General features: G+C 49.5%; 24 protein-coding genes and 1 tRNA gene. 12 read left to right on the top strand and 13 right to left on the bottom strand.

The window, feature by feature from the left end; genetic code table 11:
* The first annotated feature begins 140 nt into the window (after positions 1-140).
* A complete protein-coding gene (gene ubiK / locus U0008_RS03025; RefSeq protein ID WP_043490832.1) occupies positions 141-419 on the top strand; it encodes a ubiquinone biosynthesis accessory factor UbiK in 279 nt (92 codons plus the stop codon).
* 67 nt (positions 420-486) lie between these two features.
* Here ubiK and yjeH read toward each other — a convergent pair whose 3' ends face one another.
* Positions 487-1,743: an L-methionine/branched-chain amino acid transporter gene (yjeH, locus tag U0008_RS03020; RefSeq protein ID WP_043490829.1), complete on the bottom strand. Its 1,257-nt coding sequence runs from the start codon at positions 1,741-1,743 to the stop codon at positions 487-489.
* Between the two features lie 30 nt (positions 1,744-1,773).
* A complete protein-coding gene (gene hldE / locus U0008_RS03015; protein WP_025799038.1) occupies positions 1,774-3,204 on the bottom strand; it encodes a bifunctional D-glycero-beta-D-manno-heptose-7-phosphate kinase/D-glycero-beta-D-manno-heptose 1-phosphate adenylyltransferase HldE in 1,431 nt (476 codons plus the stop codon).
* 166 nt (positions 3,205-3,370) lie between these two features.
* On the opposite strand from hldE, the gene U0008_RS03010 reads away from it, so the two are divergent.
* Entirely contained in the window at positions 3,371-4,300 is a 930-nt protein-coding gene (locus tag U0008_RS03010) for a Kdo(2)-lipid IV(A) acyltransferase (RefSeq protein ID WP_025799036.1), read from the top strand.
* Between the two features lie 64 nt (positions 4,301-4,364).
* Here the strand turns inward: U0008_RS03010 and U0008_RS03005 are convergent, their stop codons facing one another.
* The 4 genes from U0008_RS03005 to U0008_RS02990 form a co-directional block, all read right to left on the bottom strand.
* Entirely contained in the window at positions 4,365-4,682 is a 318-nt protein-coding gene (locus tag U0008_RS03005) for a CcdB family protein (protein WP_043490827.1), read from the bottom strand.
* Positions 4,682-4,927, bottom strand: coding sequence for a type II toxin-antitoxin system CcdA family antitoxin (locus U0008_RS03000; RefSeq protein WP_043490825.1), 246 nt, complete (start codon positions 4,925-4,927; stop codon positions 4,682-4,684). Before U0008_RS03000 ends, U0008_RS03005 begins: the two co-directional genes overlap by 1 nt.
* Before the next feature lie 94 nt (positions 4,928-5,021).
* The gene (gene glnE, locus U0008_RS02995) at positions 5,022-7,856 is read right to left on the bottom strand and encodes a bifunctional [glutamate--ammonia ligase]-adenylyl-L-tyrosine phosphorylase/[glutamate--ammonia-ligase] adenylyltransferase (protein ID WP_043490822.1); all 2,835 of its coding nucleotides are present in this window, start codon (positions 7,854-7,856) and stop codon (positions 5,022-5,024) included.
* A gap of 105 nt (positions 7,857-7,961) precedes the next feature.
* The gene (locus U0008_RS02990; RefSeq protein ID WP_043491003.1) at positions 7,962-9,284 is read right to left on the bottom strand and encodes a CYTH domain-containing protein; all 1,323 of its coding nucleotides are present in this window, start codon (positions 9,282-9,284) and stop codon (positions 7,962-7,964) included.
* Positions 9,285-9,442: 158 nt separating this feature from the next.
* Here U0008_RS02990 and U0008_RS02985 point away from each other — a divergent pair, with 158 nt between their 5' ends.
* The 4 genes from U0008_RS02985 to U0008_RS02970 all read left to right on the top strand — a co-directional run bounded on the left by U0008_RS02985 (position 9,443) and on the right by U0008_RS02970 (position 13,704).
* A complete protein-coding gene (locus U0008_RS02985; RefSeq protein WP_025799027.1) occupies positions 9,443-10,123 on the top strand; it encodes a TIGR00153 family protein in 681 nt (226 codons plus the stop codon).
* Positions 10,124-10,176: 53 nt separating this feature from the next.
* On the top strand, positions 10,177-11,442 hold the full coding sequence (locus U0008_RS02980) for an inorganic phosphate transporter (protein WP_043490819.1): 1,266 nt from the start codon (positions 10,177-10,179) through the stop codon (positions 11,440-11,442).
* 220 nt (positions 11,443-11,662) lie between these two features.
* On the top strand, positions 11,663-12,280 hold the full coding sequence (locus U0008_RS02975) for a TIGR04211 family SH3 domain-containing protein (RefSeq protein WP_025799024.1): 618 nt from the start codon (positions 11,663-11,665) through the stop codon (positions 12,278-12,280).
* 176 nt (positions 12,281-12,456) lie between these two features.
* Entirely contained in the window at positions 12,457-13,704 is a 1,248-nt protein-coding gene (locus tag U0008_RS02970; protein ID WP_043490816.1) for a multifunctional CCA addition/repair protein, read from the top strand.
* 60 nt (positions 13,705-13,764) lie between these two features.
* On the opposite strand, the gene bacA is transcribed toward U0008_RS02970, so the two are convergent.
* Both bacA and folB read right to left on the bottom strand, forming a co-directional pair.
* Positions 13,765-14,583 carry an undecaprenyl-diphosphate phosphatase gene (gene bacA, locus U0008_RS02965; protein WP_043490814.1) on the bottom strand — a complete coding sequence of 273 codons (819 nt, stop codon included), beginning with the start codon at positions 14,581-14,583 and terminating at the stop codon, positions 13,765-13,767.
* Between the two features lie 137 nt (positions 14,584-14,720).
* Positions 14,721-15,077 carry a bifunctional dihydroneopterin aldolase/7,8-dihydroneopterin epimerase gene (gene folB, locus U0008_RS02960; protein ID WP_043490812.1) on the bottom strand — a complete coding sequence of 119 codons (357 nt, stop codon included), beginning with the start codon at positions 15,075-15,077 and terminating at the stop codon, positions 14,721-14,723.
* A 228-nt stretch (positions 15,078-15,305) separates the two neighbouring features.
* Here folB and plsY point away from each other — a divergent pair, with 228 nt between their 5' ends.
* Positions 15,306-15,962 carry a glycerol-3-phosphate 1-O-acyltransferase PlsY gene (plsY, locus tag U0008_RS02955; protein ID WP_025799019.1) on the top strand — a complete coding sequence of 219 codons (657 nt, stop codon included), beginning with the start codon at positions 15,306-15,308 and terminating at the stop codon, positions 15,960-15,962.
* 46 nt (positions 15,963-16,008) lie between these two features.
* Here the strand turns inward: plsY and tsaD are convergent, their stop codons facing one another.
* Positions 16,009-17,022 (bottom strand): tRNA (adenosine(37)-N6)-threonylcarbamoyltransferase complex transferase subunit TsaD, encoded by a 1,014-nt coding sequence (gene tsaD, locus U0008_RS02950; protein WP_025799017.1) that lies wholly within the window; start codon positions 17,020-17,022, stop codon positions 16,009-16,011.
* Between the two features lie 267 nt (positions 17,023-17,289).
* Between tsaD and rpsU the strand changes: the two genes are divergently transcribed.
* From rpsU to rpoD, 3 genes are all read left to right on the top strand, one after another.
* A complete protein-coding gene (rpsU, locus tag U0008_RS02945) occupies positions 17,290-17,505 on the top strand; it encodes a 30S ribosomal protein S21 (protein ID WP_001144069.1) in 216 nt (71 codons plus the stop codon).
* Between the two features lie 214 nt (positions 17,506-17,719).
* Positions 17,720-19,468 (top strand): DNA primase, encoded by a 1,749-nt coding sequence (gene dnaG / locus U0008_RS02940; RefSeq protein ID WP_025799015.1) that lies wholly within the window; start codon positions 17,720-17,722, stop codon positions 19,466-19,468.
* Between the two features lie 259 nt (positions 19,469-19,727).
* Entirely contained in the window at positions 19,728-21,560 is a 1,833-nt protein-coding gene (rpoD, locus tag U0008_RS02935; protein ID WP_025799013.1) for an RNA polymerase sigma factor RpoD, read from the top strand.
* 69 nt (positions 21,561-21,629) lie between these two features.
* On the opposite strand, the gene mug is transcribed toward rpoD, so the two are convergent.
* On the bottom strand, positions 21,630-22,127 hold the full coding sequence (mug, locus tag U0008_RS02930) for a G/U mismatch-specific DNA glycosylase (protein ID WP_025799011.1): 498 nt from the start codon (positions 22,125-22,127) through the stop codon (positions 21,630-21,632).
* Positions 22,128-22,266: 139 nt separating this feature from the next.
* On the opposite strand from mug, the gene U0008_RS02925 reads away from it, so the two are divergent.
* Positions 22,267-22,342, top strand: a tRNA-Ile gene (locus U0008_RS02925).
* Between the two features lie 327 nt (positions 22,343-22,669).
* Entirely contained in the window at positions 22,670-23,797 is a 1,128-nt protein-coding gene (locus U0008_RS02920) for an IS3 family transposase (protein WP_080723898.1), read from the top strand.
* Between the two features lie 67 nt (positions 23,798-23,864).
* On the opposite strand, the gene U0008_RS02915 is transcribed toward U0008_RS02920, so the two are convergent.
* The 3 genes from U0008_RS02915 to U0008_RS02905 form a co-directional block, all read right to left on the bottom strand.
* Positions 23,865-24,386 (bottom strand): hypothetical protein, encoded by a 522-nt coding sequence (locus tag U0008_RS02915; RefSeq protein ID WP_043490808.1) that lies wholly within the window; start codon positions 24,384-24,386, stop codon positions 23,865-23,867.
* A complete protein-coding gene (locus tag U0008_RS02910; RefSeq protein WP_043490805.1) occupies positions 24,367-24,882 on the bottom strand; it encodes a DUF2778 domain-containing protein in 516 nt (171 codons plus the stop codon). Before U0008_RS02910 ends, U0008_RS02915 begins: the two co-directional genes overlap by 20 nt.
* 315 nt (positions 24,883-25,197) lie before the next feature.
* Positions 25,198-25,728, bottom strand: a complete 531-nt coding sequence (locus U0008_RS02905; protein ID WP_043490803.1) for an isochorismatase family protein — start codon at positions 25,726-25,728, stop codon at positions 25,198-25,200.
* Positions 25,729-25,766 lie beyond the last annotated feature (38 nt).

Here is a 25,766-nt window from a genome sequence, read left to right as displayed (position 1 = left end):
GAGGTTTATCCATTCGCCAACTCGCATTACACTATGCAGCTATAGCTCTGCTATTGTGCATCAGCTCAATATCATCGTCATTCGTTCTGATAGTGGTTCTTAAGCCCTAACGCATGACCATAACGACCAAGGAACACGCCATGATTGACCCGAAGAAAATTGAACAGATTGCCCGTCAGGTGCATGAATCCATGCCAAAAGGACTGCGCGAGTTCGGGGATGATGTCGAGAAAAAAATCCGCCAAATCCTGCAGGCACAATTTAATCGCATGGATTTAGTGAATCGCGAAGAGTTTGACGTACAAACGCAGGTTTTGCTGCGCACGCGTGAAAAGCTGGCGATGATGGAACAGCGCTTAGCTGCGTTAGAAGAAAAACTGGCAGCAATCGAAGCACCCGCGACAAAAGACGCTGAATAAACGAGTCGAACATAAACGCAAAAACGGAAGCCTAGGCTTCCGTTTTTATTGCTGCTCAGCTCGAGAGCTAATGGGAGTTTAATCCGTTTTCCATCGCACGCCGAGGTAACAGTGCCCATAGTGCAGCTAGCATTACGATCGCATAAATACTTTTCCAGCCAACCATATAGAGCAATAACAAACACAATAGGCTGCCTATGGCCGCCATCAGACGTGAACGTCCTTTCAGTAGACGGCAACCCGCCAGCATACACAGCAGATAGATCATGATAAAAATGCCGTTGGCATAAATAATCAGTTCATCCAACGCCACACCTAGTGCATAAATTCCCACCGCGCACAGTAAACAGCAGCCAAGTACAACATTCAGCGCGTTGACCGGTGCCTGACGCGGCGAAAGCTGCGCCAAACGGCTTTGTGGTTTCAGTTGCGCCTGTGACCAAACCAGGCGAGCAAAGCTTTGGGTGTAAATATTAAGGCTAGCAAAACAAGCCAGATAGCCAATAATACAGGCGATCCATAGCGCTTTTTGACCAAATAGCTGTACGACGATCCCCGGCAGTGACGCCGCTGCGGCTTTTTCCGCGCCGAAGGCATTGAAATGCAAAACCGCGACCGTACAACCCCAGTACACCACGCCTGCCAGCAGCAAGCCGATCATCAATGCACGCGGAAAATCACGTTCGGGATCTTTAAACTCAGAGGCCAGATGGGCAAAAGCTTCTAATCCGACAAAGCACCAAAACATCACGGCCAATGCAGAAAAGAGGTTCTGAGGGCTGACATCTTCTGGAGTCGGGAATGGAATTTCCGCCGGTGATATTCCGCCGCGCCACCAAATGGCCGCAACCAAAGCCATCACCAGTCCGGCGATCAACGTCTGTAAGTTCGCGCTGGAACCCGCTCCGCGGGTGCCCAGAAACCACACCACCATCAGCGTGCCGATTTCCACCAGCAGCAACTCCCAGCCATGCCAGCCAAACATAGCCTGCCAAAAACCCGCCGCAATTTGCAGCGCCGCAGGTAAACCAACGGGGATAACGGAAAGAAACAGCCAACCGGTCACTCGCGCCATATGCGGCCCAAATGCCATACCGACAAAATGAGCGGCACCGCCCGCACTTGGGAAGTGACGCCCTAGCGCAGCGAAACCAATCGCGATCGGAAACACGAGGATAATAAGAATCGGCCATGCCCACAGGCTATCATTGCCGGCCACCAGCGCCGCTAATGCAGGCACAGCAAAGACACCCGTGCCTAACAGCGATGTAGATAACAATCCTATTCCCTGAGCCAGCCCTAGCTCTTGCTTTAATCCGCTCACAATATGTTCCGCTTAGCGTTCATCGGGGGATTATTCGTGGCCCTGACGAATTGTTTTAATGATGTTGGTGGTTGAACAACCATCTTCAAAATTCAGCACACGCACTTCACCACCGGCAGCGATCACTTCTTTCCCACCTGCAATATCTTCAGGCTTGTAGTCACCGCCTTTAACCAACAGATCAGGCAATACCTCAGAAATAATGCGCTGCGGCGTATCTTCTTCAAATGAGATAACCCAATCCACGGCTTCTAGCGCAGCCAGTACGATCATACGCTGTGCTAACGCATTGACCGGACGCTCTTCACCCTTCAAGCGTTTGGTTGATGCATCGCTGTTTACCGCAACGATTAGTCGATCGCCTAATTTGCGTGCGTTAGCCAAATAAGAAACATGTCCCGCATGCAGAATGTCAAAGACGCCGTTAGTCATCACGACTTTTTCGCCACGCTGACGAGCATTAGCAACGGCGGCTTTTAACTCTTCTTGGCTCATCACGCCAAAGCCCGTCTCGCTGCGCCCACGAATGGCGTTTTCCAGCTCGATAGGTGAAACGGTAGATGTTCCCAGTTTGCCCACCACCACGCCCGCGCCCGCATTGGCTAAGAAGCAAGCCTCTTCCAATGACGTTCCCGCGGCGATTGCCGTTGCCAGAACACCAATCACTGTATCGCCAGCACCGGTCACGTCATACACTTCTTGCGCCTGCGTCGGCATATGCAACGGTGGCTGGTCGTGCTGCAACAAGGTCATGCCCTGCTCAGAACGCGTAACTAGCAGCGCTGTGAGATCAAATTCACGCATCAATTGCAAACCACGCTCAACCAATTCTTCATCGGTTTTACAACGGCCTACCACGGCTTCGAACTCAGACAGATTTGGCGTTAGCAGCGTTGCACCTCGGTAGCGTTCAAAATCGGTACCTTTAGGATCGATCAGCACAGGAACATTCGCCGCACGTGCTAATTGAATCATCTGTTGGACCGAATTTAATGCCCCTTTGGCATAATCGGATAAAATTAACGCGCCCAGTTTTGGCAATGCGTGCTGAATTCTTTCAAAAATTGGCTGAGGATCAATGCTGCTGAAACCCTCTTCAAAGTCGAGACGAATCAGCTGTTGATTACGCGATAAAACACGCAGTTTAGTGATCGTTGGATGCGTCGGCACGGACACGAAATCGCATTTAACGTTAACTTCGCCCAACTTGGCACTTAGCGCTCTTGCTGCGTCATCGATACCGGTTAAACCTACCAAACGAGCATTCGCGCCAAGCGACGCAATGTTCATTGCCACGTTGGCCGCCCCGCCTGGACGCTCCTCAACGGTATCCACTTTAACCACCGGTACCGGTGCTTCAGGTGAAATACGGCTAGTAGGTCCATACCAGTAGCGATCTAACATGACGTCACCCACAACCAGAACGTTGGCATGACGGAAATCAGGTAGGGTTACTTTCATCCCCGGACTCCAAAAAAGACTAAGATTGTGCGCGATATTATCACACCCAGCGCTATTTCTATTACACCCTTCTTACGGGTTGTGGCTGCTCGCTGACTGCAACTCCACGTAATTTATGTATACAATAGAACCTTAATTCATTCAGCGAGGTTCTGATTTCCCCGTTATGGCTGACAATCATGTTTACCCGAAATTCGAGCGCGAATTACTGCACCCACGTTACTGGTTAACTTGGTTGGGGCTGGGAGTACTCTACATTTTAGTGCTTCTGCCCTATCCATGGCTGTATAAATTTGGAACGTGGTTAGGTAGAACTGCGATGAAATTTATGAAACGCCGGGTAAAAATTTCTCTACGCAATTTAGAGCTTTGCTTCCCCGAAATGAGTGAAGCTGAGCGTAGAGCAAAAGTTGCCAAAAATTTTGAGTCCGTTGGTATGGGGCTCATTGAAACCGGTATGGCTTGGTTTTGGCCAACTTGGCGCATTAATCGCTGGTGCAAAGCTGAAGGCTTAGAAAACATCGCTAAAGCTCAGCAGGAAGGCAAAGGCGTATTGCTAATTGGTTTGCACTTCCTAACGCTAGAGCTGGGCGCACGTATTTTTGGCGTTCATAATCCTGGCGTCGGTGTTTACCGTCCTAACGACAACAAAGTTGTGGACTGGATGCAAACCTGGGGACGTCTGCGTTCCAATAAATATATGCTCGACCGCAAAGACGTTAAAGGCATGATCCGCGCGCTCAAAGAAGGTGAGATCGTCTGGTACGCGCCCGATCACGATTACGGCCCACGTAGCAGCGTTTTTGTGCCTTTGTTTGCCGTTGAGCAAGCGGCCACCACAACGGGCACTTACATTCTGGCTCGCATGGGAAAACCGGCAATTATCCCGTTTAACGCGGTTCGAGCGGAAGATGGGAGCGGCTATACCATGGTGATTCAGCCACGGTTAGAAGATTTCCCATTGGAAAACGAAACCGTCGCGGCTATCGCTATGAATAAAGTCGTCGAACAAGAAATCTTACGCGCGCCAACACAATACATGTGGATGCATCGCCGCTTTAAAACTCGCCCCAAAGGCATGCCATCTCGCTACTAGCGCAGAGCAATCACGTTTATTGCTCTAAATGGATTTCAAGGACAGGGTTTCAGGGACGAAACCACTAATAGCCAAATAGGAGAAAATCCATTGCTCCCACAATATCATCTCTGCAATACCCCAAGTCGTCGACCTGTTCCCCTAGCTGCGACAACGTAACTCCAGCCATCTGTGGCGTCATCAGTAACACCTCATGTTCTTCAATCTTAAAGCTCAGGATCAGTCGCTCTTGTTCAGCCAACGATGATGTGGTTTTTAGCCCTAATGGAATAACCATTCGGGTCGCCAGCGATGACAAGAAATCGTGCTGAACATCCAGAAGATACGGAAAACGTTTTGCAGAAGCCCTATCTCGGTTTTTGTAGACGGCAAACTGGCTCATCAAAAAGACCTCAGGCCATCGCTAAATACACCGTTCTCTTCAACATCTTGATTATAGGTAGCAATGCTTTGTTGATGGCTATCAAGCCACTGTCGCTGCCCCTCTGTGATAACAACCTGCTGCAAAGCCTCTTCCATCACGGCAGATAAATTGATGTTTAGTGCTTTAGCCTGCTGAATCAGTCCCTGATCGATGCTCACATTCACCGCCTTTTTACTTCCCGTTAAAAGTGTTCTACGTTTCATCACGAAACTCCATGCGCATAATTTATGCGCATTATAGAACAACAAAAAGAGAAACGGTTGAAATTTGCGCACAGCTTCGCAAAGATTTTATTCTCTACCCCAACCACGTCGCCCAACTACGGCGCACCTGTTCACGCTCAGCAACGAATGCATCCAGTCCGACGGCACCCGACTGCTCTTGCAAAGCTAAATGGTGGATCGCATCACGCATCGTCACATAGGCCTGCGTCAGCGCCGCCGCTTCTGCCTCCGGCATGATGTTGTAGTTCGCCATCAGCTCAAATATACGTACGTTGTCTGACCAACGCGTGAGGCGTGGTTCCTGTGAGGCATAGTTAAGCACCAGATATTGAGCGATAAATTCAATATCCGTAATGCCGCCCTCATCGGCTTTAATATCAAACTGGTCGCGATGCTTGCCGCCCAGATGCTGGCGCATTTTTTCCCGCATTTCACGGACTTCAGTCTTTAAGGTGTTCGTTTCTCTGGAACGACACAAAATCTCATGGCGAATCGCATCAAACTGCTGATGAATCTGCACGTCACCATAAACAGGGCGGGCGCGTACCAAGGCCTGATGTTCCCACGTCCACGCTTCGTTTCGCTGGTACTCGCCAAAGGAATCGACGGTACTCACCAGCATGCCTGAAGCCCCAGAAGGGCGAAGACGAGCATCTACCTCATACAAAATCCCTGATGACGTACGCGTGCTAAACAGATGCATAATGCGCTGCGCCAAGCGCAGATAGAACTGGCGACCATCAATGCTACGCTCGCCGCTGGTCATCACATCAGACGGGCAATCGAGCAAGAAAACAAGATCGAGATCGGAGCTATAACCTAACTCCCAACCGCCCAATTTTCCGTAGCCGAGTACCGCAAACCCTCGCCCTTCACGCCCTTGCAGATGCGTCGGCTGACCATAACGCCCAACCATATGTGTCCACGCCTGCTGCACCACCGCATCAATCATCGCCTCGGCAAGATAGGTGAGATGATCGCTGACTTTCATCACCGGCAACGCCCCTGAAATATCGCTGGCAGCAATTCGCAACTGATGAGCATGTTTAAACTGTCTCAGCGCCTCAAGATTCTGCTCTTCATCATCGGCGGGAACCCGCATCAAATATTGGCGCAGCTCATCACGATAGGCATCTTGAGGAACGGGCTGATACAAGGTGTTTGGATCGAGTAGTTCATCCAGCAGCAGCGGGTAACGTGCCAGCTGCGTCGCCACCATCGGCGAAGCCGCGCATAGGCGAATCAGTTGGCTCAGCGCCGCACGATACTCCACCAGCAGCTCCAGATACGTGGTGCGCGTGACGATGTTGAGCAATAGCGGAGTTAGACGTTGGAGCACGCGTACAGCGTCTTCTCTAGCACACACTTCACCGAGTAGCGCGGGCATCAGTTGGCCGAGTACTTCGCGGCCACGCGGCCCGATGGTGCGTTTATCCACATCGCTGCGGAAATCGTTGATACAACGCAGCAATAGCTGACGTGACTCGCTCTCTAACTGTGGCGTGAAGGGGTCTAGATCGCGCTCATCCAGCAAATCTTGCCACAGAGCGGCAAATTGCTCGCGCGGTGCTTCCGCACTTTCTTCTTCGCTCTCATCATCGCCAATTAATTCGTTAAAAATAGCCCTCACAGCCAACATCTTTTGCTCTAGCTGCGCCATCAGCTGTGCCCAATCCGCAGCGCCCATTCCCCAAGCTAAGCGAGCCTGATTCAGTTCGTCGTTGGGCAGCGTTTGGGTTTGTTCGTCATTGATAGCCTGAAGGAGATTTTCCAACCGGCGTAAAAACAGATAACTTTCAGTGAGATCTACAACCTGCTCGGTCTTGAGTAAACCAAGCTGACCAATCGCCAACAGTGAAGGCTGGAGCGCACGCTGCTGTAAAGACGGTTCACGCCCACCGCGGATAAGTTGAAAAACCTGCGTGATAAACTCAATTTCGCGGATACCACCAGCACCCAGCTTAATATTATCTTTCAGACCTCTGCGGCGAACTTCACGGGCAATCATGCCTTTCATATTGCGCAGCGACTGAATAACGCTGAAATCAATATAACGGCGGAATACGAACGGGCGCAGCGTACGGCGTAGCTCTTGACTATAGGCGTCTTCATTGCCGCCCATCAGACGCGCTTTGACCATCGCATAACGCTCCCAATCTCGTCCTTGTTCTTGGTAGTAATCCTCAAGTGCGGCAAAGCTCAGCACTAACGGGCCACTGTCTCCAAACGGACGCAGGCGCATATCAACACGATAAACAAACCCGTCCACCGTGGGCTGATCGAGTGCTTTGATCAAGCGCTGGCCTAAGCGGGTGAAAAACTGGGCATTGTCTAACTCACGCCTTCCACCTTGCGTCACTCCACTTTCTGGATAGGCAAAAATCAGATCGATATCCGACGAAAAGTTCAGTTCACCGCCGCCCAATTTCCCCATACCTAAAATCAACAAGGGCTGCGGCTCACCTTGCGCGTTGCACGGCGTACCCCATTCTGCACAGCAGGTTTGATATAAACGATCGCGCGCGGTAATAATCAGTGTTTCAGCCAGTTCGCTTAGTTGGCGCAGCGTATCACCGGTTTCACAGCGTTTGAGTGATTGCATCCATGAAATTCGCGACAGCATATGACGCCGAAACAGCCGCAGCACACGCATCAAACTCACTTCATCATCAGCATCGATTAATTGTTCATCCAACCAATGAGCATAATTTTTCCACTCATCAGGCTGGGGGGGAGTGTCATGCAGTTGCTGCCACCATTCGGGGTGCGCGATAAAGTTTTCACTCATGAAATCGCTTAGCGCCAGCGCGCTGCGATCTTCAAAAGAGGAAATCACCAAACGCTCCGAGATTTGCTCGGCCTGAGCCTCAAGCAAAGGGGGAAGCACGCGAGAAGCAGACTCAGACATAAACACTCCCTGAATAAACGTCTATTTGCAGACGAAAACGATGATGTAATGAGTTCTTCTATCTCCTCCCTAGCCTCAGGGAGGAGAGCCAACTAACCTATTCAGCTAGTCGTTGACGGAAGGTTTTTGAGTACCATTTAACCAGAATGTAGGCTGATCCATTGCATGCTTACGTGTGGATTCAATGTAGGCATCTTGCTTCTGAATAATCGCCTGCTGCAGCGTGTGCCAGCCAGATAAATACTCTGCTACAGCTTCTTCAGGATAGGCCCCTGAAAGCACATGGAACAGCAGCAACTGACGAACCAAACGGACATATTTATCCTGATATTCGCCGCCGTGCTGCACATGTTCGAAGGCTTCTTTCAATTCCGCACCGGTACGCCCCAGCATGATATCGGCGAAGCGCTTGAACGATCCATTCAGCTTAGTTTGCGTTTTATCTGTCACGAAAGAACGCCATTCTGCGGTGGCTATCCAGCGAGTAAGCGCTAACTGGGTATTCAGATACAGCGGGCTAAAGCAGACTTTTTTAGCATCGAGACGAGGCGTTGCCAACTGTTCTTCTAGCTCGGTGAGACCCGCTCGCAGCGCGGTGCTCGCCTTACGCGGTACCAAACCGCCAAATAACACAAAAATCTGGCGCAGCAGCTCAATGGCCTCAAGCACGGTTTTCTGGGCTTTACGATCACCGTGCAGCCAAACTTCTTCATTCGCCTGCCAGTGACGCAGCGCAAAGGTAAAGGCATCGGTCATGCCCTGTTCAACGTTAGCCTTTGGCGCAACTTTGAGTATGCCCAACGGAACGATCTCGCGATCCGGATTGCCTTTTGCCAAGTGATAACCACGTGCGGCTTTGCTCAAGCTGCCTAAGCGAAGACCGCCTTCAGCCGTGAGTTCTTGAGCAAAAGAGAGCAAATCCTCTCGGCTGCCCGATTTCAGCTCCAGTTCAATTTCATATAAAGGCTCGCTGAGTTCACCGGCTTTTACTTCGCCCTGATCCAGCGCCACCTCAATCTCACTTGAACGGTAAGTAACCACCCACTTTTCTCGTGCGAAATGCGTGCTAAACACCGGTGAAAGTGCGGCTTGAAGCGCCTGAAGATCACAGCCTTCTGGCCATACTTCCGCAGGAAGCAAATGAATGTCTAATTCAGCGGCCTTGAGGTCAACGTTAAATTCAGGGCGTTGATGCAGCCCTCCCACGGTTTTGCCCGCAGTTTTAAGCGTCATTTCGTAACGATCGCCGTATCCGCGAATGCGCAAGCCCATGTCATAACTACGCAAGGTGTTATCGGCGGTTTCATAATAAATATTGGTGAGTTTTTGCGCCGCAGTATGAACATTTGGCCACGGAGCCAAACGCTGAGAAAGTTGTTCCGCTACTTCTGGAGTAGCGATGAATTTTAGTTCGATTTCGACGTTCATAGCTTCGGTCATAATTGGTTCACATTAAGGTTTTACCGAACTATATCAATAAGTTCAGGCTGAAATACAAAAATAGTGTGCAACATAAAACACATCAGTTAACATGCGCACCCTTCTGACAACTTTTGCGCAGAAAACCATCAAAAGGTGCATGAGTGATGCCAGTAAATACTATATTAGGATTGTTTGCCAAGTCTCCCCTGAAACCACTTCAGGAACATGCCAGCAGCGTGCACCAATGTTGCTCGCTGCTCGTCCCTTTCTTTCAAGCCACGGCTCAACAACAGTGGGAAAACGCACAACATCTTCGTGAACAGATTTCCATGCTGGAAAAACAGGCTGATACGCTGAAACGAGAAATTCGCCTCAAGCTACCGCGCGGGCTGTTTTTACCGGTTGATCGAACCGATATGCTCGATCTCGTGACTCAGCAAGATCGTTTAGCTAATCGCGCTAAAGATATTGCTGGACGCGTCATCGGCCGCCATCTCATGGTACCGGAATCAATGCAAACCGACTTCATGGTTTATTTGCAACGCTGCCTAGATGCTACCACGCAGGCCAACAAAGTGATCCACGAACTGGACGAACTGTTAGAAACCGGCTTCCGCGGGCGCGAAGCGTCGCTGGTTGAGCAAATGGTGATGGAGTTAGATCACATTGAAGATGATACCGACCATCAACAAATCTTGCTGCGTCAGGCGTTGTTGGCACTCGAGCCACAGTATAACCCTATCGATGTGATGTGCCTGTATCAGGTCATGGAATGGATCGGCAGCCTTGCCGATGAATCACTGCGCGTGGGGTCTCGCCTTGAGCTTATGTTAGCTCGCACGTAGTCATTGGTTTCTCATTGTTAATTTTAATCTTTTGATATTTTGGACTAGCACAAATGGCAATTATTGCTGACCACGGCACTTTGCTGATCTTCATTGCGGCATTTTTCGGCCTGTTGATGGCGATTGGTATTGGGGCTAATGACGTTGCCAACGCAATGGGCACCTCCGTTGGCGCTCGCGCAATCACCGTCCGTCAGGCGATCATTATCGCCATGATCTTTGAGTTTGCCGGTGCCTATCTGGCCGGAGGGGAAGTTACGCAGACTATCCGCAACGGCATCATTGATACCAGCGCGTTCAGCGCGCAGCCAGACGTGCTGATTTTCGGCATGATGGCATCGCTGCTGGCGGCTGGGATTTGGCTTATTGTCGCCTCGATGATGGGCTGGCCAGTGTCAACCACACACTCCATCATTGGCGCTATTATTGGCTTCGCCTGTGTCTCCGTTGGGCCAGATGCCGTGGAATGGAGCGGCGTCAAAGGTATCGTGGGCAGTTGGATTATTACCCCGCTGATTTCCGGCGTGGTGGCTTACGGTATTTTCCTCAGCGCCCAGCGCTTAATTTTTAATACCGATAATCCTTTCGCCAATGCACGCCGCTATGGCCCGATTTATATGTTTTTGACCTCATTGGTTATTTTACTGGTCACCATCAAAAAAGGGCTTAAACACGTTGGGCTACACCTGACCAACGGCGAAACATGGATTCTCTCGATTGCGCTATCCCTGTTAGTGATGATCGGCGGTTATTTTTACCTATCGCGTAAATCATTCACCGATAACGCCGATGAAGAAGACCATTTCCGTGGCGTAGAGAAAGTCTTCAGCTTGCTGATGGTGATTACCGCCTGTGCGATGGCGTTTGCCCATGGTTCTAACGATGTCGCCAACGCGATTGGCCCATTGTCGGCCATCGTAGCCATTGTGCACGACCCCTTAGCGCTCGCCTCCACGTCACCTATCGTCTGGTGGATATTACCGCTAGGCGGAGTGGGCATCGTGGTTGGGCTGGCATTAATGGGGCGACGCGTAATGGAAACCGTGGGCAGCGGCATCACCGATCTTACCCCAAGCCGAGGCTTTGCCGCTCAGTTTGCGACTGCGTCTACCGTTGTGATTGCCTCAGGAACAGGATTACCCATCTCCACCACGCAAACGCTGGTGGGTGCAGTGTTAGGCGTGGGGTTCGCCCGTGGTATTGCGGCATTAAATCTTAACGTGGTACGCAACATTGTCGCTTCGTGGATTGTTACCCTGCCAGCAGGGGCTGGGCTATCTATCGTGCTGTTTTATATTTTGCAGGCACTGTTTGGCTAATTCGTGCTTTTCGTCAAACCGTCGATGAAAGCCAAATAAATAGATGAAACTTCTGGCCTGATAAGCAATTATCAGGCCTATTAATTTTTAGCCATGCATTCCAAAAGGTGTAACGACCCGCGTTAGAAGTCAGATAGTTCCCATTTCGGATTTTTCATTGCGTCGCCACACTGTTCCCCGTACTATTTTGTCTCTTCACCCACTTAAAAATGAAAATCAGATGCATAAATTTCGCTTAGTTTGTTTAACACTACTCGCCACCTGCTTCACGCTAAATGCTCACGCTGAAGAGAAGCGTTACATTTCCGATGAGCTGAATACTTACGTCCATAGCGGCCCAGGTAATCAGTATCGTATCGTTGGAACATTAAATGCGGGTGAAGAAGTTGAACTACTGAGCGTTAACGCGGACAACAAATATGGTCAGGTGCGCGATGCCAAAGGCCGTACCGTGTGGTTGCCAATGGAGCAGTTGAGCACCGAGCCAAGCTTACGTAGCCGCGTACCAGAATTAGAGCAGCAGGTAAAAACGCTGACTGACAAACTGACTAATATCGATAACAGCTGGAACCAGCGCACCGCTGAAATGCAGCAAAAAGTGGCCAACAGCGACAGCACCATCGACAGTCTAAAATCAGAAAATCAAAAGCTGAAAGAACAGCTCTCCAGCGCACAGAAAAGCGTTAGCGCCATCAACACTCAGTTAGATGATAAAAAGCGCGGCATCATTATGCAGTGGTTCTTATACGGCGGCGGCGTTGCCGGTGGCGGCTTGCTGCTAGGCTTGCTGTTGCCTCGTTTAATTCCACGACGCAAAAAAGATCGTTGGATGAACTAATCTTAGAAAACGCCGCTTGCGGCGTTTTTTTATTTCAGTGCACGGCGCGTTTGTCGTAACCTGTTTGTCATAACCTATAGTTAACAAATCATCTTATCCGAATAACTGTGTTATGCCTTCCCTCCTCGGATTATCCGATCACGAAGAATGTGGGAGGCGTCTGTGAGGAAGTGAGTTTGAAGATTTTTTTGGTCGGCGGAGCCGTACGCGATAAGCGACTGAATTTACCCGTTTATGACCGTGATTGGGTCATCGAAGGTGCAACACCTGAAGAATTAACGGCACAAGGTTTTCAGCAGGTTGGCAAAGATTTCCCTGTTTTTCTGCACCCAAAATCCCGCGAAGAATACGCACTCGCACGCACCGAGCGTAAATCAGGCCACGGCTATACCGGTTTCGTTACCTATTTCGCACCCGACGTAACCCTAGAGCAAGATTTGTTGCGGCGCGATCTTACCATCAATGCAATGGCTGAAAGCGCTGATGGAACACTCATCGATCCTTACGGTGGCCTAAACGATCTTAATAACAAGGTTCTACGCCACGTATCAGATGCATTTCACGAAGATCCGCTGCGCGTCTTGCGCGTTGCACGCTTTGCGGCTCGCTTTGCTCATTTGGGCTTCCACGTCGCACCAGAAACAATGGCTTTGATGGCGCAGATGACGGCAGATAATGAGCTACAAAACCTGACGCCTGAGCGAGTTTGGCGCGAAACAGAAAAAGCGTTGATCACACAGAGCCCACAGGTTTATTTCCAAGTGCTACGTGACTGCGGTGCGTTAGCCGTATTGTTCCCTGAAATCGACAATCTGTTTGGCGTACCGGCCCCCGAAAAATGGCACCCAGAAATTGATACGGGGATTCACACGCTGATGGCATTAGCTATCGCCGCCAAACTTACCGACGAGATTGACGTGCGGTTTGCCACGCTAACGCATGATTTAGGCAAGGGGTTAACGCCGCCAGAATATTGGCCGCATCACCATGGTCATGGCCCTGCGGGTGTGAAATTGGTTGAAGCACTTTGCCAACGTTTACGCGTACCCAACGCCATTCGTGAACTGGCAAAAATCGTCGCTGAATATCACGATCTGATCCATACCGTGGAGAAATTGCGGCCCGTCACGCTGCTTAAATTATTTGATTCTATTGACGTTTGGCGCAAGCCACAGCGTTTGGAACAAATGATTATGTCGAGCGAAGCCGATGCCCGTGGGCGTACTGGATTTGAAAATAATCCCTACCCTCAAGGCGATTATCTACGAGCGGCCTGTAAAGTGGCAGAAAGCGTATCTGTTCGTGAGGTTGTCGATGCCGGTTTCAAAGGGCCTCAAATCCGTGAGGAGCTGCAACAGCGCCGCTTAAATGCGCTCAAAGAGTGGAAGCAGGACGTCTCTCCACAGGAAGAAAACCGCGATTAACGCCCACAAAAAAGGCCTCGGTAAAAACCGTAGGCCTTTCTTCGTTGCTCAGCGCACTTTTTACAGGAATACCATGTAAACCACTGCGGCAACAATAAAGCGGTAAATCGCGAAGGGAACAAAAGAGATCCGTTTAATCACGCTCAAGAACGTTTTAATCGCAATTAATGCCACAATAAACGCCGTAACAAAACCAACCGCAAACATCGGTAAGTCAGCCATAGACAGGAACGGCAGGCTCTTATACAGCTCTAACGCGGTGGCACCCATCATCATTGGCACCGCCAAAATGAATGAGAACTCAGACGCGGCAAAGCGGCTCACGCCCATCAACATCCCGCCTGAGATGGTCGCACCAGAGCGAGAGAATCCCGGCCAAAGAGCCAAACACTGAAAACAGCCGATCATAAATGCCTGACGATAGGTAATATCGTCTAGCCCAACCGCGCGAGGCTGCTTTGGTTTAAGCCATTCCGCAGCCAGCAGTAGGAAACCGCCGACGACCAGTGCATACACGACGGTTCGTGGCGCAAACAGGGTTTTTATCGCATCGTGGAACACCAGCCCCAAGACTACCGCAGGGATCATCGCAAGCAGGATATGGCCTAATGTCAGGTGCCCTTGGGTTTTTCCCTCATGCACCGGAGGCTGACCAAAATGAATGCCAATCAAACCAAACAGGCGACGCCAGAACATCACGACAACCGCTAAAATCGAGCCTAGTTGGATAATAACTTCAAAGGTCTTCGCCTTATCACCTTCAAATCCAAGCCAGTGTCCGACGATAATCATATGCCCCGTCGACGATACCGGCAGAAACTCTGTAACACCTTCAACAACCCCAAGAATAAACGCATTGATCAGCAAATGCAGATCCATAAAAGTACTACCCTTTTCAAAAGCGTTACGCACGCAAAAAAGTGACGCAAGAGCGTCACTTATGAAGTATGACTGTGACTAGGCTAATTCAATAAAGTTTCGCCAATATGACATTAAAATCTCATTGAGCTAATGGATTAAACACGCTTTCCACGTTCAATCTGCACGCCGACACTTTTCGCATGCGCCACCGCACCAGGTTTACTGACTCTGATGCGAACCCAAGGGCTGTTAAATTTATCCATCAACATCATCGCCACTTCTTCAGCCACGCGTTCAACCAGCGCAAACTGGTTAGGCTCAACATGCTTGATGATCGCGTCGCTCACGTCGGCATAGCTAAGACAGTCTGCCACATCATCGCTCAACGCCGCTTTACGGTTATCCCACGCCAGCTCTACGTCGAATACTAGCTTCTGACGAATGGTTTGTTCCCAGTCATAAACACCGATTGTGGTGATGACGGTTAATTCTTCAATAAATACGATGTCCATCACGTGATTCTCTGTTTTTGCCTTTGGTTGGATACCACTTCTGTTTGAATGTGCGTATTATCCACAGATATGGTTGTTAAAACGACCTTTGCCCTTTATACCCTTTTATATCTTTTGATATACACCCTAAATCATTCGAGTTCAGAAAACGGCAAGCGAAGAGTATAGACATCGCAACGGTAACTTGAAGGGTGATAGGGACAAAACAACAGAAGACGGAGCTGAGTTATGAGTGCGACTGCGTTAGGCATGATTATTCTCGCGTATTTGTGCGGCTCCATTTCCAGCGCCATTGTGGTCTGCCGTATCGCAGGCTTGCCCGATCCTCGTGAGAACGGCTCTGGAAATCCGGGAGCCACCAATGTGTTACGCATTGGCGGTAAAGCCGCTGCCGCCGCGGTACTGATTTTTGATGTGCTTAAAGGCATGTTGCCAGTCTGGCTCGCCTATAAGTTCGATGTTGCCCCGCTCTATCTCGGGTTAACCGCTATTGCGGCCTGCTTGGGCCACATCTATCCGGTGTTCTTCCATTTTCGTGGCGGAAAAGGCGTGGCGACGGCGTTCGGTGCCATCGCGCCAATTGGCTGGGATCTCACCGGCCTAATGACGGTGACATGGCTACTGACCGTTGTGCTGAGCGGATACTCCTCATTAGGCGCCATCGTCAGCGCACTGGTTGCTCCGTTTTACGTATGGTGGTTCAAACCGCAGTTTACGTTCCCAGTAGCAATGCTTTCCTGCTTAATTTTGATGCGTCACCACGACAATATTCAGCGCCTGTGGCGCGGGCAAGAAACTAAGATCTGGAAAAAACTTAAGCACCGCAAGAAAGCCGCTAACACAGCGACAGAAGAAATTCAGGAAGAAAAACCGAGCAACAAATAGCAAAATGGCGACCCGAAGGTCGCCATTTTATGTTTATTTTTTGGCATTACACCGCAGGTAATTCAGCCAAAGGCCAACGCGGGCGAACCGAGACACTTAAATCCGCGTTCACGCCGCTTTTCAAACGTACCAAACCCGCATAAGCGATCATCGCCCCGTTGTCGGTGCAAAACTCAGGGCGCGCATAAAAGACTTCGCCGCCGCGTTTTTTCATCATCTCAGCCAAGCGAGCACGCAAAGTACGGTTAGCGCTCACGCCCCCCGCCATAACCAAACGCTTGAAACCGGTTTGCTCTAAGGCGCGTTTACACTTAATTGCCAACGTATCCACCACGGCGTCTTCAAATGCACGGGCAATATCGGCACGGGTTTGATCATCAGATTCGTTGTTACGAATCGTATTTGCCGCAAAGGTTTTCAAACCGGAGAAGCTGAAATCAAGTCCAGGACGATCGGTCATGGGACGCGGGAAAACAAAGCGTCCTGCTTCGCCCTGCTGGGCCATTTTCGACAACATCGGGCCGCCAGGATAGTCTAACCCTAGAAGTTTGGCTGTTTTATCAAATGCTTCGCCAGCTGCGTCGTCAATGGATTCGCCCAGCAATTCATACTGGCCCATACCGGTAACGCTAATCAGCTGGGTATGGCCACCTGAAACTAACAGCGCAACGAAAGGAAACTCGGGCGGATTATCTTCCAGCATCGGCGCCAGCAAATGGCCTTCCATATGATGAACAGGAACCGCAGGCAAATCCCACGCAAAAGCCAACGCACGCCCAACGGTTGCACCCACTAATAAAGCCCCAACAAGCCCTGGACCTGCGGTATAGGCTACGCCATCGAGATCTTTTGCCGTTAAATTAGCTTCTTTTAATGCGGCCTGAATCAGGGGAATTGTTTTGCGCACATGGTCGCGAGATGCCAGTTCAGGGACAACGCCACCGTAATCAGCATGTAGTTTTATCTGGCTATACAACTGGTTAGCCAAAATACCTTGTTCATCGTCATAAATGGCGATACCGGTTTCATCACAGGATGTTTCGATGCCCAGAATGCGCATGGCGGCTCCAACAACTTTTCTCCAACAACTAAGGTGGCGCATAATAGCACAATTCAGCTATACTGTTCCGCTTTCGTGCTGTGGCAAATTAACCGACTAAAAACCACCTGCTATCCTTGGTGTAACAACTTGATAGTCAGAATCCTGTGGACATTAGCGCATCATTGCTTTACAAAGCGGTGCTGTTCGGATTAAAATTCCGCACCATTTTTGAACAGCTGACACTAGGTCAGCGAAAAGACCGATTTATATCGAGGTGAGAGGCACATGCCGGTAATTAAAGTACGTGAAAACGAGCCGTTCGACGTAGCTCTGCGTCGCTTCAAACGTTCATGCGAAAAAGCGGGCGTTTTAGCTGAAGTTCGTCGTCGTGAATTCTATGAAAAACCGACTACCGAACGTAAACGCGCAAAAGCGTCTGCAGTAAAACGTCACGCCAAGAAACTGGCTCGCGAAAACGCACGTCGCACCCGTCTGTACTAGTTTGTTCGGGGTGAAAGCCCCAGCAAATGGTCCACAGACCATGTTGTTGTCTGTCGGAGTAGTGTTTTAAGTAGCTCTATTTTGATGTGCAGTAACATACGAAGGCCGTGCCTTCCGAAAGGAATGCGCGGCTTGTTCTCGTTTATAGGCTGAAAAATTGTCAACGCTGCTGGCGGTTTTTGCAGTCGCGCAAACAGACTAAATGTAAGGGCTTATGGCAGGACGAATCCCACGTGTATTCATAAATGACTTGCTAGCTCGGACCGATATTGTCGATCTGGTCGATGCGCGTGTGAAGTTAAAAAAGCAGGGCAAGAACTATCATGCCTGCTGTCCATTCCATAACGAGAAAACCCCTTCATTCACCGTGAACGCGGACAAACAGTTTTACCACTGCTTTGGCTGTGGGGCCCATGGTAACGCCATCGACTTCTTGATGAACTACGACAGACTTGAGTTTGTTGAGAGCGTTGAAGAGTTGGCGACTATGGCAGGTTTGGAAATTCCTTACGAAGCAGGAACCGGTCCAAGCCAGATTGAGCGTCACCAGCGTCAAAATCTGTATCAGTTGATGGATAGCCTGAGTACTTTTTATCAGCAGGCTTTACGTCAACCCAGCAGCCAATCAGCGCAGCAATATTTAATGCAGCGCGGACTGAGCCAAGAAATCATCGACCATTTTGCTATCGGCTATGCACCGCCGGGCTGGGATAACGCGCTCAAACGCTTTGGACGCGATCTCGCAAGCCGCACAGCGCTTAATGATGCCGGTATGCTGGTTAATAATGACAATGGTCGCACGTACGACCGCTTCCGCGACCGCGTGATGTTCCCTATCCGCGATAGGCGTGGACGCGTTATTGCTTTCGGTGGCCGTATATTGGGCGATGGTACGCCAAAATACTTAAACTCCCCCGAAACAGATATTTTCCATAAAGGCCGCCAGCTTTTCGGCCTGTATGAAGCACAGCAACGCCATCCAGAATTGGCTAAATTGCTGGTCGTTGAAGGTTATATGGATGTGGTGGCACTCGCGCAGTTTGGCATTGATTATGCCGTCGCTTCGCTGGGAACCTCAACCACATCCGAGCACATTCAACTGATGTTCCGCACCACGGATACCGTGGTGTGCTGCTACGACGGCGATAACGCCGGACGTGAAGCCGCATGGCGAGCGCTGGAAACCGCGCTGCCGTTTTTATCCGATGGTCGGCAGTTGAAGTTTATGTTCCTGCCCGATGGTGAAGACCCGGATACGCTGGTGCGCAAAGAAGGCACCGCAGCGTTTGAGCAGCGCATTGAACAGGCCCAGCCGCTGTCAGCATTCCTATTTGATACGCTGATGCCACAGGTCGATTTGAGTACTCCCGATGGGCGTACTAAGCTGAGTGCTTTAGCCTTACCGCTGATTGGACAGATCCCAGGTGAAACCCTAAGGTTGTACCTACGGCAGTTTTTAGGTCAGAAGTTAGGCATTCTCGATGATAGTCAGCTTGATAAGCTGCTACCACGACAGGCCGAGTCAGCAAATAGTTACCAGCAGCCTCAGCTAAAACGCACGACTATGCGTATACTTATAGGATTATTGGTACAAAATCCATCATTGGCGGCTGAAGTCCCTACGCTTGAAGGTTTAAGGGAACATCAACTGCCTGGATTGCCATTATTTATAGAATTGGTTGAAACCTGCCTAGCGCAGCCTGGGTTAACAACGGGTCAGTTGATTGAGCTATATCGTGATAATAAATATGCCCAACAGCTTGAAACTTTAGCAACCTGGAACCACATGGTTATTGAGGACATGGTTCATCAAACGTTCGTCGATACATTGGGCAGTCTGTATGACTCCATGCTCGAGCAACGTCAGGAAGAACTTATCGCGTTGGATCGAACCCAAGGCTTAAACGCCGATCAACGACGAGAACTATGGGCACTCAACCAAGCATTGGCAAAAAAGAGTTAATCACCAAAATTACCTATTTATTTTAATCGTACCACCCAGTGTGAACGCGGAATGGCAAACACTTCCCAAACCGACAACACATTAGGTTAACGATTAAAAACTGAATTACGGCTTGAGTGCCGATGAAAAGCGGGGACAAGCCCCCGTATAATGCCGCAATACCGGGGAGCGGCGCGCAATGAAAAAAACCCGTGTCAGTTATTGTTGGCGGTTCTGCTGCCCAACACCGATTTAAACTCTGAAGTGTGGATACCGTCTTATGGAGCAAAACCCGCAGTCACAGCTAAAACTTCTTGTTACCAAGGGCAAGGAGCAAGGCTACCTGACCTATGCTGAGGTCAATGACCATCTGCCGGAAGATATCGTCGACTCCGACCAGATCGAAGACATCATCCAGATGATTAATGACATGGGTATTCAGGTGATGGAAGAAGCACCTGACGCCGATGATTTGATGCTGGCAGAAAACATTGCTGACGAAGATGCTGCCGAAGCCGCTGTGCAGGTATTATCAAGCGTAGAATCCGAGATCGGCCGCACGACTGACCCCGTCCGCATGTATATGCGTGAAATGGGTACCGTTGAACTTCTGACCCGTGAAGGCGAAATCGACATCGCTAAACGTATCGAAGACGGTATCAATCAGGTTCAGTGCTCTGTTGCCGAGTACCCAGAAGCAATTACTTACCTGCTTGAACAGTATGACCGTGTAGAGGCAGAAGAAGCACGTCTGTCCGATATCATTACCGGTTTTGTCGACCCTAACGCAGAAGAAGATCTGGCGCCAACCGCGACCAACGTCGGTTCTGAACTCTCTTCAGAAGATCTGAATGACGACGATGAAGAAGAAGACGAAGACGACGACAGCGAAGATGACAACAGCATCGACCCTGAACTGGCGCGTCAGAAATTCTCTGAACTGCGTGAGCAGTATGAAAAAACACGTGTAGCGATCAAAACTCATGGACGCAGCCACGCGAAAGCAGCAGAAGAGATTCTGAATCTTTCTGAAGTTTTCAAACAGTTCCGTTTAGTGCCGAAGCAGTTTGACTATCTGGTCAACAACATGCGCCAGATGATGGATCGCGTTCGTACGCAAGAACGTCTGATCATGAAGCTGTGTGTTGAACAGAGCAAAATGCCGAAGAAAAACTTCATCACCCTGTTCACCGGCAACGAAACCAACACTACTTGGTTCGAAGCAGCGCTGGCTATGGCTAAGCCATGGGGCGAGAAGCTAAAAGACGTACGTGAAGACGTTGAACGTAGCCTGCAAAAACTGCATCAGATCGAAGAAGAAACCGGTCTGACCATCGAGCAGGTTAAAGACATCAACCGTCGTATGTCTATCGGCGAAGCTAAAGCACGCCGTGCGAAGAAAGAGATGGTTGAGGCGAACTTACGTCTGGTTATTTCTATCGCGAAGAAATACACCAACCGTGGCCTCCAGTTCCTGGACCTGATCCAGGAAGGTAACATCGGTCTGATGAAAGCGGTTGATAAGTTTGAATATCGCCGTGGTTATAAGTTCTCCACCTACGCAACATGGTGGATCCGTCAGGCGATTACCCGTTCTATCGCGGACCAGGCACGTACCATCCGTATCCCGGTACATATGATTGAGACGATTAACAAACTCAACCGTATTTCCCGTCAGATGCTGCAAGAGATGGGCCGTGAGCCGACGCCGGAAGAACTGGCTGAACGCATGATGATGCCAGAAGACAAGATCCGCAAAGTGCTGAAAATTGCAAAAGAGCCGATCTCAATGGAAACCCCAATCGGTGATGATGAAGATTCACATCTGGGCGACTTCATTGAAGATACCACGCTTGAATTGCCGCTGGACTCTGCAACCTCCGAGAGCCTACGTTCTGCAACGCGTGACGTTCTGTCTGGCCTGACCGCGCGTGAAGCGAAAGTCCTGCGTATGCGTTTCGGTATCGATATGAATACTGACCATACTCTGGAAGAAGTGGGTAAACAGTTTGACGTTACTCGTGAACGTATTCGTCAGATCGAAGCGAAGGCACTGCGCAAACTGCGCCACCCAAGCCGTTCTGAAGTATTACGCAGCTTCTTGGACGATTAATTTCTTCCACATCGCGTTAAACACAAAAACCCGCCTCGTGCGGGTTTTTTATTGCATAAACATCATCGCTTATCGACCAAGTGCATCATTGAGAACCCGATAGCTCGCCACCAATTCATCAACGGTGATACGGCTCAGACCACTCGGGTTTGGCAGCACCCAAATTTGAGTTTTCCCAATCACCTTCTCTTGCCGCCCCCACTCCACCTTTCGAGCGCCAAATGCCTGCGTGTACGCCTGCTTGCCGAGGATAGCGATAGATTGCGGCTGATAGCGCAGGATCTTCTCCTCAAGCGCGTCACCGCCTGCACGTAGCTCTGCACGCGTCACTTCCGCGGCCGTGACGGTTGGGCGAGAAACCAGTGCAGTGATACCACAGCCGGTATCCAACAGATGCTGCTCATCCTGCGGAGCCAGCTGCCGCTGGGTGAATCCAGCCAGATGAATAACTTTCCAGAAGCGATTTGTCGGATTAGCAAAATGAAAACCCTGATGCGCCGAACTTAATCCCGGGTTGATCCCACAAAAAATGACACGAAGGTCGGGAGCTATAATGTCCTGAAGCATCTGTCTCACATCCTATTCAATTAACGAATGACTGAGATCTTACAGAAATTACAACGATCTAGCCATGCTCAAAAAAGCCGCAACCACCACAAAGCTACTGGATCTCATGCCCGCTTTTACTCTATAATCCCCGCCACTCGGCCCCTTAGCTCAGTGGTTAGAGCAGGCGACTCATAATCGCTTGGTCGCTGGTTCAAGTCCAGCAGGGGCCACCAAATAAAACAAGGAGTTAGACGAGAAATCGTCTGACTCCTTTTTCTTTGAATCCAATCTGGGTCAGGTAAGGAATTGCTTTCCTGCCCTATTCATCTCGCTGCCAGCATCCTCGGATAGTGCTTCGCCACAGCTGGCAGGGATCAGTTTACTCTTAAGCCTAGTCACGGCTTGTTGTGTATCGCTTTTGTAGCCAATCTAATCCAATCATCATAATCATTGAAACTTGCAGATGACGATCCCTCACATGCTTCAAGCACTGACTGTGAATCGCCACGGGTTTAACAGACACCTCAGAGTCATTTAAAATGGCTTAAAGAGAGGAGCCTATGAGCGGTAAGCGTTATCCCGAAGAGTTTAAAATTGAAGCGGTAAAACAAGTTGTTGACCGCGGTCATTCTGTTTCCAGCGTTGCAACACGTCTCGATATCACCACGCACAGCCTTTACGCCTGGATAAAGAAGCACGGTCCGGATTCATCCACTAATAAAGAACAGTCAGATGCTCAGGCCGAGATCCGCCGACTCCAGAAGGAGCTGAAGCGGGTTACTGACGAACGGGACATATTAAAAAAGCCGCGACGTACTTCGCAAAGCTGTCCGACTGAGGTACTCCTTTATCCGTCTGCTGGCCTGTTCGTCTACTCTGCCGGGTGCTATCCCAGTGGCTTTTACGCCTGGTTTCAGCAGCCGTATTCTCAGCGTCACCAGGAAGACCAGATGCTGACCGGGCAGATCAAACAATTCTGGCTGGAGTCCGGTTGCGTTTATGGCTTTCGCAAGATCCATCTGGACCTGCGGGATAGCGGGCAACAGTGCGGAGTGAACATAGTCTGGCGACTGATGAAGCATGTCGGGATAAAGGCTCAGATCGGATACCGGAGCCCGCGGGCACGCAAAGGCGAAGCCAGTATCGTGTCGCTCAACAGGCTCCAGCGACAGTTCAATCCAGATACTCCGGATAAGCGTTGGGTAACGGACATAACTTACATCAGGACCCACGAAGGCTGGCTGTATCTTGCCGTGGTTGTTGATCTGTTCTCACGCAAAATTATCGGCTGGTCAATGCAATCCAGGATGACAAAGGACATTTTCCTGAATGCATTGCTGATGGCAGTATGGCGGCGTAATCCCCAAAAACAGGTGCTGGTTCACTCGGATCAGGGCAATCAGTACACAAGCCATGAGTGGCAGTCGTTCCTGAAATCACACGGCCTGGAGGGCAGCATGAGCCGTCGCGGTAACTGCCATGATAATGCGGTTGCAGAAAGCTTTTTCCAGTTGCTGAAGCGTGAACGGATAAAGAAAAAGATCTACGTAACGCGGGAAGAAGCCCGCAGCGATATTTTTGATTACATCGAAATGTTTTATAACAGTAAGCGTCTGCATGGTTCTAGCGATCAGATGTCACCGACAGAATACGAAAACCAGTATTATCAACGGCTCGGAAGTGTCTAGATTATCCGTGGCGATTCAGTCGGAGCCGCCGTCGTCCTTAAGTCACATATAAGTGGGAATTGGCATTTTACAAACTTCTTTTGGTTGAGGTTTTCTTCGTGATAAACCAGTAGCAAATAATCGTCAGTAATAGATTAAAAGACACGACTGTCGTCATAGTAAAAGTTGAATAATTTTGATTGTCTGGGAACAAAGATTGATAAGGCAGAATGCGAAATAATCCCCAAAACAAAAAGGAGAATTCCAAAAGTTTCGCAAATCTTCTCAATGTTGCTAAAACCCATTCATTAAGGAGGCAATCAAGATTTTTACTGCGAGTAAGGACGTCATAAACAATAATAATCGCACCCATAACAGGGACGCTAATCAAGGTATTAATCAGGGTACCGAAATAATCACCCAACGACTCCCAAGCCTCTGGATCATTCTCGCCCATGATAAAGCTAGTAAGTTTATTGGCGCTCTCATAGTCAAATCGATCGGTGATTAAGTTCACCAAGCCATCATAAGGAACTACCTTAGCAACAATCAACATGACCCCAGCGAAGAGCACTAATTTGATAAATAAATTAAGGGCATATTTTACCATTGACTATTACCTCAACCGTGCCGTATGCCTTCAGTTTCCACATGCAAGGAACGTCTATTTTCTGAGTTCTCAAAAGTGCATTGCGCAACATGGCAAAATCAGAATCATGCGGGAGAGTAATACACCCTTCTGATAATACGCCCGGGTGCAAACGGAAGTTACCACGCTTCACACTCTCTACCCATGTGTAATCATCAATTCCCCAATCATCCCGCCATAGTGCAAACCACTCAGAATGTTTGAAAGTAGCGCCGCTGGCATAATGATTGTACATATCTCTAGCGCTGGCATTAATCTGCGATTTGAGCCCACCTCCTGGACGGTCAACAATCCAGTATTTACCCGCTGGTACTGGCCCCTGTTTGGGAATCATTCCACACGCCCCGTGATTCCGGTAAGCACCATCACCAGAAAACGCTAAAAATGTGCCTACACCAGGGAACGACAAAGGCGAGTAATACGCATCATTGATTACAAACTTTCCATGTAGAGCCATAGATAACCCTTTTATCTATAATGATTTTGCTCCAGACCATCTCACAGAAACAGTGGAGTTAAACCCTTGAAATCTGATTTGATGGCAGCAAAGCTATTCACTATGCGTTCATATTCCCCACTATTCGACGGCACAAGGAGTTGAAACTAAAGTAACTTATTGTTTTATAAACTTTACTTTGGTATTCATAATCGCTTGGTCGCTGGTTCAAGTCCAGCAGGGGACACCAAATTTTAGCTTTAGATTCAGTAATTTAGGCCACTTCTTTCGAGGTGGCTTTTTTGTATCTGGATAAAAGTGTCGCAAAAGTGTCTCTCAGCTATTTCCTTCGCGCCATTCTTGCAAAATTTCCTGAGTACTTTTCACTCTGACATCATTTCCAGGAATAATAAGGTTTTCCCATACTTCGTTATAATGCTGAATCAGCTGCTCTGCTTTTAACGGGCCACGATTGGCGGTGGTGTGAGCATCGGCGGCAACAGTCACTTTATATCCGTTGCTTGCCGCGACTTTTATCGTCGTATCTACGCAGTAGTCGGTCGCACAGCCGCAAATCGTGATGTGCGCTGCTTTGATTTTGGCGAGCTCATCAGCCAGCGAGGTTTGATAGAAAGCGTCACAGGCCGTTTTTTCGACATAAAGGCTATTTTCGGGCTGGTTTAGCTCGGGCAATAACGTCCATTCCGGGCTGTTTTCCGGCATATCGTTTTCTTGATGGCGTATGAAAATCACACGGTCTGCCGCTTGTGATAGTTGGTTTATCCTCTCCACTCGGCCTAATCTATCAAAGCGTGGATTTACAAAAACACCATTTTGCATATCAATAACTAATAAAACACGCAGCATAAAGATTCCTAAGTTAGCAAAGGCTAGAGGAATAGAGA

The organism is Hafnia alvei (genome assembly GCF_034424155.1).
GTDB lineage: Bacteria > Pseudomonadota > Gammaproteobacteria > Enterobacterales > Enterobacteriaceae > Hafnia > Hafnia alvei.
The sequence above is the reverse complement of the archived record's forward strand: the minus strand, read 5'-3'. Positions and strand labels throughout refer to the sequence as shown.

Bases quoted from the DNA above. Each gene is read 5' to 3' on its own strand.
- ubiK (WP_043490832.1), top strand. From the start codon at position 141: ATGATTGACCCGAAGAAAATTGAACAGATTGCCCGTCAGGTGCATGAA.
- hldE (WP_025799038.1), bottom strand. From the start codon at position 3,204: ATGAAAGTAACCCTACCTGATTTCCGTCATGCCAACGTTCTGGTTGTG.
- U0008_RS03010 (WP_025799036.1), top strand. From the start codon at position 3,371: ATGGCTGACAATCATGTTTACCCGAAATTCGAGCGCGAATTACTGCAC.
- U0008_RS03005 (WP_043490827.1), bottom strand. From the start codon at position 4,682: ATGAGCCAGTTTGCCGTCTACAAAAACCGAGATAGGGCTTCTGCAAAA.
- U0008_RS03000 (WP_043490825.1), bottom strand. From the start codon at position 4,927: ATGAAACGTAGAACACTTTTAACGGGAAGTAAAAAGGCGGTGAATGTG.
- glnE (WP_043490822.1), bottom strand. From the start codon at position 7,856: ATGTCTGAGTCTGCTTCTCGCGTGCTTCCCCCTTTGCTTGAGGCTCAG.
- U0008_RS02990 (WP_043491003.1), bottom strand. From the start codon at position 9,284: ATGAACGTCGAAATCGAACTAAAATTCATCGCTACTCCAGAAGTAGCG.
- U0008_RS02985 (WP_025799027.1), top strand. From the start codon at position 9,443: ATGCCAGTAAATACTATATTAGGATTGTTTGCCAAGTCTCCCCTGAAA.
- U0008_RS02980 (WP_043490819.1), top strand. From the start codon at position 10,177: ATGGCAATTATTGCTGACCACGGCACTTTGCTGATCTTCATTGCGGCA.
- U0008_RS02975 (WP_025799024.1), top strand. From the start codon at position 11,663: ATGCATAAATTTCGCTTAGTTTGTTTAACACTACTCGCCACCTGCTTC.
- bacA (WP_043490814.1), bottom strand. From the start codon at position 14,583: ATGGATCTGCATTTGCTGATCAATGCGTTTATTCTTGGGGTTGTTGAA.
- folB (WP_043490812.1), bottom strand. From the start codon at position 15,077: ATGGACATCGTATTTATTGAAGAATTAACCGTCATCACCACAATCGGT.
- plsY (WP_025799019.1), top strand. From the start codon at position 15,306: ATGAGTGCGACTGCGTTAGGCATGATTATTCTCGCGTATTTGTGCGGC.
- tsaD (WP_025799017.1), bottom strand. From the start codon at position 17,022: ATGCGCATTCTGGGCATCGAAACATCCTGTGATGAAACCGGTATCGCC.
- rpsU (WP_001144069.1), top strand. From the start codon at position 17,290: ATGCCGGTAATTAAAGTACGTGAAAACGAGCCGTTCGACGTAGCTCTG.
- dnaG (WP_025799015.1), top strand. From the start codon at position 17,720: ATGGCAGGACGAATCCCACGTGTATTCATAAATGACTTGCTAGCTCGG.
- rpoD (WP_025799013.1), top strand. From the start codon at position 19,728: ATGGAGCAAAACCCGCAGTCACAGCTAAAACTTCTTGTTACCAAGGGC.
- mug (WP_025799011.1), bottom strand. From the start codon at position 22,127: ATGCTTCAGGACATTATAGCTCCCGACCTTCGTGTCATTTTTTGTGGG.
- U0008_RS02920 (WP_080723898.1), top strand. From the start codon at position 22,670: ATGAGCGGTAAGCGTTATCCCGAAGAGTTTAAAATTGAAGCGGTAAAA.
- U0008_RS02915 (WP_043490808.1), bottom strand. From the start codon at position 24,386: ATGGTAAAATATGCCCTTAATTTATTTATCAAATTAGTGCTCTTCGCT.
- U0008_RS02910 (WP_043490805.1), bottom strand. From the start codon at position 24,882: ATGGCTCTACATGGAAAGTTTGTAATCAATGATGCGTATTACTCGCCT.
- U0008_RS02905 (WP_043490803.1), bottom strand. From the start codon at position 25,728: ATGCTGCGTGTTTTATTAGTTATTGATATGCAAAATGGTGTTTTTGTA.